Below are 9300 nucleotides of genomic sequence, written 5' to 3' on the forward strand. Positions count from 1 at the left end.
ACAAAAGCATCCCAAATTTTACAGCTTGGTAAAACCGGGATGCTTCATGATAAGATCTATATGCTATTCAGTAGCTTCCGCTTCTGGGGCCTCACCACCTTCGGCTCCGCCTTCAGCAGCAGCTTCTGCTCCTTCTTCTGCTCCTTCTTCATCTTCATCTTCAAGTTCTTCATCAATGGAAGTTCTGGAAGCTTTCACCTGAACAATAGCGGTGCTTTCTGGGTGTAAAATGGTATAGTCGTCATTCAACACGGTTTCTACAGCAATGGTACCACCGATTCTCAGCTTGGAGATATCCACAGTGATGAAATCGGGAAGTAGATCAGGCAATGCCTTAATGGAAAGTTTTCGCTTTCTGAACAGCAATCTACCACCGTTTCGCACCCCTGGGGAATTACCTTCCAAACGAACAGGAATGTTCATGGTAACAGGTTTGTCCTCAAACAATTGATAGAAATCGATGTGCAAAATTTTGTCGGTCACAGGATGAAACTGGATATCCTGCAATACGGCACTTAATTTTTTGCCATCTTCCAACTTAATCACAACCGTGTGTGCGTTGGGGGTGTAGACCAAATCTCTGAACGAGATTTCATCAGCTGAAAAGTGCAATGGCTTATCCCCTCCGTACAGCACGCAAGGGACCTTTCCAGCATTACGTAAGGCCTTGGTAGATACCTTGCCCACGCTTTCTCTTTGGGATCCTTTGATAGTAATTGACTTCATAATTTTAGTAACTGTTTATATTTAATTTTTCTACTAACTTATTTTTCTATTTCTTCATTATGTCAGCCTGAGCACTTCGACTTCGCTCAGTGTAAACTTCATCGAAGGCTACATTAAAAACTTTGAAGATATTGAGGTGTTGTGGTGTACCCGGTGCATTACGTCTGCAAAAAGGTCGGCACAACTCAATACCTTTATTTTTTTCTTGGTCTCGTCAATGGGAATGGAATCGGTAACGATCAATTCCGTCAACTTTGATTCCTCTATTCTTTCATAGGCTTTGCCAGACAATAAACCATGTGTGGTAACTGCTCTAACGCTTTCCGCTCCTCGCTCCATCATCAGGTCTGCGGCCTTGGTAAGTGTGCCTGCGGTATCCACCATATCATCCACCAAAACCACATTTTTCCCCTGTACATCACCAATGAGCTCCATGTGTGAGATGATATTGGCCTTGGCGCGCTGCTTGTAACAGATGACCACATCACATTCCAATGCTTTGGAATAGGCATAGGCCCTTTTGGAACCTCCCATATCGGGTGAAGCAATGCAAAGATTGTCCAAGTTTAAGCCCCTCAAATAGGGAAGGAACAAGGTCGATGCAAAAAGATGGTCCACAGGTTTTTCAAAAAAACCTTGAATCTGATCAGCATGGAGATCCATGGTGATGATTCGTGTGGCACCGGCAGTTTCCAACATTTTAGCGACCAATTTTGCTGCAATGGGAACACGGGGTTTGTCCTTTCGGTCTTGACGCGCCCATCCAAAATAAGGCATTACCGCGGTAATATGCCTGGCGGATGCCCTTTTGGCGGCATCGAGCATCAAGAGCATTTCCATAAGGTTCTCCGAGCTCGGATTTGTGGATCCAATGATAAAAATGCGCGCACCCCTAATGGATTCCTCGAAAGAAGGCTGAAACTCCCCGTCACTGTATCTGGAAAATTGAATCTTTCCCAAATCAGCACCATAAGAAGCCGCTATCTTCTTTCCAAGATCAACACTTTGCGTACAAGCAAAAATTTTGGGCTCGGGAACTTGATATGCCATTGCAAACTCTTGTTAACTAGCTTTTTGAAGCGCTTTTTTATAAAGAGGTGCAAATTTATAAATTAATTCGGGTTGCTAAAGGAATAAAGGAAGTATTTTTTGGTGGTAAATGAAATTATTTTTTAGCTTTGCATCCGCAATTCAAATAAGTCACTCTAATTGCTCTATGCCTTGGTGGCGGAACTGGTAGACGCGCTGGATTCAAAATCCAGTTCTTTCGGGAGTGTGGGTTCGATTCCCACCCAAGGTACAAAGGCCTTTCAACAAATTTGTTGAAAGGCCTTTTGTTTTTTGGTACAACATCTTAAATTCTTCAACTTTAACATTTTGGTTGTCCTTTTTTAGTATTCTTTGGCCCTATTCTTAATTATAGGCTAGTTTTACCTGACACCATCCATCCATTTAATAATTTCTAGTTATCAGGACTGGCATGCCAATCCAACCTTAAAAAGTCCCCAAAGGCCATTCTAATGTCATAACTTGAGGATTGAAGATGTTTTTAATGCGTGAGAAATGACATGTTAAAAAAATCGTATATTGCAGATAAACAGATAATTATGAAAAAATCAAGAAGAGCTCAAGAAGGATATGGCTTTTGGTGGAACCTTGTCCATATTTTCCAAGGATTGTTTGCGATTTCATTGTTATGGAATTTCGCTAGTGAGACATTAAACAAAGCATCAAGCACATTGGTGGGTAATGAATTTTTGCCTGCTGCCCCTTTGAGTTTAAAGGGTATTGACTTTTGTAGTTTGCAATTTGATGACAATGGTAATATTATAGGGTCAGAAGGCCCGTTACCTCCAGAACTATGCGCGATTTTAGGGGGGTGTATTTTTGGTGGTTTCTTGGTTTGGCTAATCTTTAAATTGATATGTTGGACTGAGTGGGTAAAGGAAGAGATAGAGTGGGAAGAATGTTGGAAGGAAAAAAAGTGGTACAACCCATGGGATTGGATAACTACATTGGTTTGTGTGACAAAGAAGGCAGTTCAGTGGGTCTTGCAGAAAGTCTGTAAATTCCTTGATACGGTTATCGTTATTTTAGTTATCATTTGTGTTGTAATAGGAATTATTGCTGTACTTTAAGAAAGGTTAAAACCCTTAAGACAGGTAATATACTTTTTGGGCTTTTTGTGCGCTTTTTGTTTGAACCCTGAGTTTTTAAAACAATCAGCAAATATTATTGTTCCGTTTGGAAATAGGGCAGAATCATTAATTGCCTTTGAATATGCCATCTATTTATCAATATTGAATATGACTAACACTAAACTTGAAACCAACATAAAGCATCTTATTATTACTATAGATCACCAACTTACCATTGGGAATTTAGGGGAATACCTCGAGTATATTAATTTTCAATGGGGGTAGCAAGGCATAGTCTAGGCCGCAAAGGTTCGGATAATTAATTGCTTATTGCAAAACATATTGAAAATCAATATGTTAAAAACTTATTTTATAGCATATAGGCGAGTTATAGTTATGATAATAAATTCTATTTTTTTGTAAACATCTGTTTATTAAGCAATTAGATTTGACTATTTTGTGCTTTCAAATTCAAAATCCAGTGTCTTAGGACGTGTGGGTTCGATTCCCACCCAAGGTACTTCCAAACCCTGATTATGGATTCATAATCAGGGTTTTGTTTTTTATAAAGTAACGGCTTGGTAAAAAAATATGGTCCAAGAGATAGATCTGTTTTTAACCCTAATTCTGTTTGGACATCCCTATTACCATAGTTTGCTATTTTAGACCTGCCCTCTTATATACTAAGGTAGAGTAAGCTTCTTGAAACTTTTGTAAGATAGTTTTGCAATCAACCAATTCCTTTGTTTATTTTCGATTCTTACAATATAAATCTTATGGCAGTCTGGGCTTTTTTTCTTTTGGGAATCTTTTTTTTCTTGGCGCTGGATCTTGGTGTTTTCAATAGAAAGGCACATGTTATTAGTGTCCGGGAAGCATCAATTTGGACCGGGATTTGGGTAACACTGTCCATTTTGTTTTCGGGCATCATTTATTGGTTGTACGCTACGGGACGGGTTGACAACGTGGATTCCTTGAAGCCCATGGATGCCAGCTTAAAATATATTACCGGTTACCTCATTGAGCTTTCATTGAGCATTGACAATATTTTTGTCATTGCGGTTATCTTTGGATCTTTCAATATACCCCAAAAATACCAGCACAGGGTATTGTTCTGGGGCATTTTGGGCGCTATTGTGTTCCGCGCCCTGATGATTTTCTTTGGAGTGGCATTGATTAAGAAATTCAGTTTCGCAACCTATATTTTCGGCGCATTTTTAATTTTTACCGCCATAAAGATGTTGGTCTCCAAACAAAAGGCGTTCAACCCCAAAAAGTCATTTATTTACAGGAACTTACGCAAGGTAATGCCCATAACCTCACACATGCAGGGGCAGAAATTTTTCATTAAGTTGCGGCATATAACCGCGGCGACCCCCTTGTTTATGGCCTTGGTCATCATTGAATTTTCGGATGTTCTTTTTGCCTTGGACAGTGTCCCGGCTATTTTGGCCATTACCTCCGACCCCTTTTTGGTTTTCAGCTCAAATATATTTGCCATATTGGGCCTGCGATCTATGTACTTTTTCCTTGCCCACATGATCAACAAGTTTTACTACCTCAAGTATAGTTTGGTGGCCATCCTGACCTTTGTGGGAGTAAAGCTGATACTGGCACATCACTTTACCTTTCCCGAATGGTTCTCATTGGGCTTTATTTTATTATCGCTGTTAATCGGTATTTTGGTGTCATCAAGAGAGAAAAATGAATAATTCCCTTTTTTGGAAAAAGTATATCGAAACAACAAGACAATTGCCCCGATAAGAACTTGTTCCAGGTTAAGTGGAAAATTAAACATTGGGACTTGTAGGGCATTTCCTTTTGTTTTTTACTTTTGAAGTATGAGAGTTTTGGCGGTGATTTTATCTTTGCTAACCATTCTGTTGTCGTCATACCCATGTTGTCAGGAGACAGGTTCCTGTTCCGAAACATCAGCAGTAGATCAATGTGGGCATGATGATCCAGAAGAGGTTCCCCATGGCACTGATGCACCCTGTTCCCCTTTTTATACTTGTGGCAGATGCCCGGGATTTACGGTTACGTATGAAACCTTGGATTTTGTCTGCTTGAAACTTGAAAAGGAAACTCCCCCCGTAACTTATGTTGAACTCCTGCCGAAAGAAGTCTATTTTTTCTCCCTGAAGCCTCCGCGCATTTTTGAAGTATAACCCGTTGTAAATTAAAAATAATCTTGGCTAAAAACCAGGATTAAGCATATTTCAAAAATCCAAATAAATGAGAATAAGATTGTTTTGGGTGCTGTTCCTTTTTGGCATAGTATCCGTTCTTGCACAGAATACTTTAGACATTACGGTCAAAGATTCCATAAGTGGAGAACCCTTGATCGGGGTCACAGCGGTTTTGGCATCCCTGGACAAAGGGGCCATATCCAATGAAGAGGGAAAAATATATATGGAGAACATTCCCAATGGTAGGTTTCAACTGCGATTAAGCTATGTTGGCTATGCCACTATGGTGCGTAACCTAGATTTTCCTTTGGATGAAACAATCCAAGGGCAGCCCTTTTTCCTTGTTCCGCAGACTGAGGAGATGGAAGAAATCACCTTGGTTTCCACTAGGAGCAGCCGTACCATTGAGGATATCCCCACGCGAGTAGAGGTCATTGCAGGGGAGGAACTCTCCGAGAAGGGAAACATGAAACCGGGGGACATCCGCATGTTGCTCAATGAGAGTACGGGCATTAGGACGCAACAGACTTCGGCCACCAGTTACAATTCCAGCATACGTATCCAAGGACTGGACGGAAAGTATACCCAGCTCCTTCGGGATGGATTTCCCCTGTATTCCGGGTTTGCCAGTGGGCTAAGTTTGATGCAAATAGCACCTTTGGACCTAAAACAAGTGGAGGTCATCAAGGGATCCAGCTCTACCTTGTACGGGGGCGGGGCCATTGCCGGATTGGTAAACCTGATTTCCAAGACTCCAGAGGATGAACCCGAGCTCAGCTTTATGGCCAACGGTACTTCCGCTCTTGGGTTGGACCTCAGTGGTTTTTATTCAGAAAAGTTCAATAAAGTGGGAACAACCGTATTTGCTTCCTATAATTTGGGTTCGCCCTATGACCCTGCGGATATTGGATTGACAGCCATTCCAGAGTTCGACCGTTTTACCCTTAATCCCAAGCTGTATTGGTATCCTGGGGAACATACCGAACTGTTGCTGGGCATCAATGCCATTTTTGAGGACCGTCTTGGGGGAAATATGGACTATGTTGAGGGGGAATCCGTGACTGACCCCTATTTTGAGTCCAATGAAACGGAACGGGTATCCACTCAGTTGGGATTCAAGCATACCTTTAATGGAAGAAACCAATTGGAAATCAAGAACAGTTTTAGTTTTTACGACAGAACTATCCAAATCCCGGACTTCACCTTTTCGGGCTACCAACGTTCTTCTTTCAGTGAGTTGAACTTTTCCACAAGTTCGGAAGACGATGTGGAATGGGTCTTTGGCACCAATCTTTGGACGGAATATTTTAATGATACCCGAGAAAATCAGACTGAAGCATTGGACCAATCCTACCAAATTTTTGGACTGTTCGCCCAAAATGTATGGCGTATTGATGAAACCCTTTCCGTGGAGACCGGGTTCCGGGCCGACTTCCATTCCGATTACGGGGCCATGGCCCTCCCTCGACTTTCAGTGCTCTACGAGCCCAATAGTGCGTTAACCTTTAGGCTTGGTGGCGGCATGGGATACAAGACTCCCACCGTGTTCACTGAAGATGCGGAACGGGTGCAGTTCAGGAATGTATTGCCCATCGATTCAGATGAGGCCGATCTGGAACGCTCCCTGGGGTTCAATTTTGACATAAACTATAAATGGATCCCCCTGCCGGGGATGACAATGTCCATCAACACGCTCCTTTTCTATACCAAGATCAATGATCCCATGCTATTGGTGCCAAACGGGAACGGATTCTATGAATTTCAACAACCCAGCGGACATGTTGATACCCGTGGTGCCGAGGTCAACCTCAAGATCAAATATGGGGATTTTAAACTGTTCACGGGGTATACCCATGCCAACGTAAAACAACATGAAAATGGAATGGTATCAGATTTCCCGTTGGTGGCCAAGCACCGTTTGAACAATGTGTTGATGTTTGAAAAGGAGGATAACCTTTGGGTGGGCCTTGAGGCTTATTATTACAGTCCACAGCGATTGGAAAGCGGTGAAACAGGACAGTCTTATTGGATCTTGGGGCTGATGAGCGAAAAGAAACTTGGGGAAAAATTTTCGGTCTTCCTGAACTTTGAGAATTTTTTGGATACACGCCAAACCCGTTTTGGTGCAATCTATACTGGAAATATCAGTGATCCACAGTTTTTGGATATCTATGCCCCTGTTGATGGTTTCGTGATTAATGGTGGATTTAAGCTTAAACTATAGCTTTCGCAAAAAAAGATGAGGGTGTCCAAAAAGCTCGTTATCTGTCAGTTCGAGCGCAGTCGAGAACCTAAGCATGTTGATAATCAATGGGTTTCGACTTAAGTTTATCCTGAGCGCAGCCGAAGGACTCAACCTGACAAATTCAAACTTTTGTTGCTTTTTGGACACCCTCATCCTACTCTTTAAAGCATTGAATGCGATTTAGATAAGGCATGTTCAATGTTATTTTCTTTTCTTGGCATTGAACCAATAGCTGATTCCAGCGGACCAATAGAACACATTTTCCAACTCCTCCTCAAAAACGGCATCCTCTGTGGTCAATGTGGCATTGCTCTGGGGAAATGCCCAAACCGGAGTGAAGGAAAAAATGAATTGTTTATGATGGTACTGCAATGGAATGCTCAGTTCCATGTTCAACAGATTGAATTCCGATGCTTCTGCAACTTCAACCGTGGTTATTTCCATGGGCTCAGTGTCACCCGAACCTTTGCCCTGGCCTTTTCGGTTTCCCAAACGACTGGTGCTATAATATTCTTCGTAAAAATATTGGGAACCGGCAAACAAGGAAGCCCTTGGGATTATCAATAACGAATTGTTGAATCCATAAAACGTATGGTCCATCATCAATCCCAAGAAAATATCAGGCGTGCTATTGTTGTTGAAATAGCTGCTCGCATATATTGATAATTCAACTGCCTTTAGGTCGTAACTCAGAATTCCAGTGATATCGGCCACGACCTCAGACTGCACATTATAGCTGTTTTCATTGTAAAAATAGGCTGTTCCCGAAACCCCGCCGCTCAATTTTTTGGATTTGAACAAATACCCTGCAGTGGCAAGGAACAGATCCACCCGTTGTTCGCCTGAACTCGTAAGATAAGATGCGGATACATCCAAGAACAAGCCGGATTTGTCATAATAGCCAATGGAGGGCAGAATATAGGGTGCCGCAATGGAGTCTCGCCTACCCATGAAAATAGCATCGTTCATATAGCTCAAGTCCACTAAGAAATAGGATTCTTCAGTGCTTGAACTTTCCTTAGTGGTTTTCTGGGCATGGATTTTAATACCCACTGAAAGCAAAAAGAGCAAAAAAATGAATAGGTTACGCTTCATAGTGTTCAAATTCAATTTATCAGGGGCCTTGCCATAGTTACATACATTACATACAGCAAGGCCCATAATACAAATACATTACATGCTTGTCCCTTTTTTCTTTTGGATGGCATTGCCCTTAATACCTTTTTTAGCTTTCATGTTCTTCATGTTCTTCATGTTTTTTTGAACCATCATTTTTCGATGTTGGTAGGTATTCATGAATTTTTCTCCCGCTAGGTTCAAACACTCCCCATTTTGAAGTCTCATCTGTTTACGGTCTTGGTTCATGTAGGTGCCATTTGGGTCAATACTTCCGCCATTGGCCAATTCCAATCGTTGTTGTAAACGATCTTGGGATTGGGCCCTAATTTGATAGACCTCACCGTCAATACGCATTATCTGAAACCTATTTTGATTTCTCTGCTGTATCTGGGCATTGGTGAGCCCTTTGTCATCTTGCATGATTTTATACCGATATTGGTACTCATTGCGGTATTTAATGCCATCATTGTCCAAACATTCACCGTCTTTTAATCGAAGTCTATCACGATCTCTGGTCAAATATGAACCATTTGGGCTTACAACAGTTCCATCATTGAGCGTAATGGGTTCCTGTAAACGGATTTGATCACGATCACGAATTTGGAGTACATCACCATCGACCAACATTAAACGGTCTCGATCTTGATCGGGATCTTGGATCCTGTCCCTATCCCTGTCCTGCGCCATCAATGTGGCTGTTCCAAGAACGGCCAACATTAGTAAAACTACTTTTCTCATGGTACTTGTATTTAAATAAATTATTCCCATAAAAGTAAAATCATTAAAAGACTACAACAATGATAAATGTCATTAACTCACTGTAAAACAAATATTTAAAACATGATTTAAGTAGCAAATGTTACACAGTGTGGAGAACTGCAAA

7 protein-coding genes and 1 tRNA gene are annotated in these 9300 nt (G+C 41.5%); 4 read left to right on the forward strand and 4 right to left on the reverse strand.

The window, feature by feature from the left end; genetic code table 11:
* Positions 1 to 63: 63 nt before the first annotated feature.
* Both A7D14_RS06330 and A7D14_RS06335 read right to left on the reverse strand, forming a co-directional pair.
* Positions 64 to 726 carry a 50S ribosomal protein L25/general stress protein Ctc gene (locus A7D14_RS06330; RefSeq protein ID WP_067031593.1) on the reverse strand — a complete coding sequence of 221 codons (663 nt, stop codon included), beginning with the start codon at positions 724 to 726 and terminating at the stop codon, positions 64 to 66.
* 108 nt (positions 727 to 834) lie between these two features.
* Positions 835 to 1776 carry a ribose-phosphate pyrophosphokinase gene (locus A7D14_RS06335; protein ID WP_067031596.1) on the reverse strand — a complete coding sequence of 314 codons (942 nt, stop codon included), beginning with the start codon at positions 1774 to 1776 and terminating at the stop codon, positions 835 to 837.
* A 168-nt stretch (positions 1777 to 1944) separates the two neighbouring features.
* Here A7D14_RS06335 and A7D14_RS06340 point away from each other — a divergent pair.
* From A7D14_RS06340 to A7D14_RS06365, 4 genes are all read left to right on the forward strand, one after another.
* Positions 1945 to 2026, forward strand: a tRNA-Leu gene (locus A7D14_RS06340).
* A gap of 307 nt (positions 2027 to 2333) precedes the next feature.
* Positions 2334 to 2864, forward strand: a complete 531-nt coding sequence (locus tag A7D14_RS06345; protein WP_141673245.1) for a hypothetical protein — start codon at positions 2334 to 2336, stop codon at positions 2862 to 2864.
* Between the two features lie 776 nt (positions 2865 to 3640).
* Positions 3641 to 4576 (forward strand): TerC/Alx family metal homeostasis membrane protein, encoded by a 936-nt coding sequence (locus tag A7D14_RS06355; protein WP_067031604.1) that lies wholly within the window; start codon positions 3641 to 3643, stop codon positions 4574 to 4576.
* A gap of 523 nt (positions 4577 to 5099) precedes the next feature.
* Positions 5100 to 7277: a TonB-dependent receptor gene (locus A7D14_RS06365; RefSeq protein WP_083158002.1), complete on the forward strand. Its 2178-nt coding sequence runs from the start codon at positions 5100 to 5102 to the stop codon at positions 7275 to 7277.
* A gap of 222 nt (positions 7278 to 7499) precedes the next feature.
* On the opposite strand, the gene A7D14_RS06370 is transcribed toward A7D14_RS06365, so the two are convergent.
* Together A7D14_RS06370 and A7D14_RS06375 are read right to left on the reverse strand one after the other, a co-directional pair.
* Positions 7500 to 8393: a hypothetical protein gene (locus A7D14_RS06370; RefSeq protein ID WP_067031641.1), complete on the reverse strand. Its 894-nt coding sequence runs from the start codon at positions 8391 to 8393 to the stop codon at positions 7500 to 7502.
* A 78-nt stretch (positions 8394 to 8471) separates the two neighbouring features.
* Positions 8472 to 9155, reverse strand: a complete 684-nt coding sequence (locus A7D14_RS06375) for a DUF6799 domain-containing protein (RefSeq protein ID WP_067031644.1) — start codon at positions 9153 to 9155, stop codon at positions 8472 to 8474.
* Between the last annotated feature and the right edge of the window lie 145 nt (positions 9156 to 9300).

Source organism: Allomuricauda sp. CP2A, from assembly GCF_001683915.1.
In the GTDB taxonomy this organism is placed as follows: Bacteria; Bacteroidota; Bacteroidia; order Flavobacteriales; family Flavobacteriaceae; genus Flagellimonas.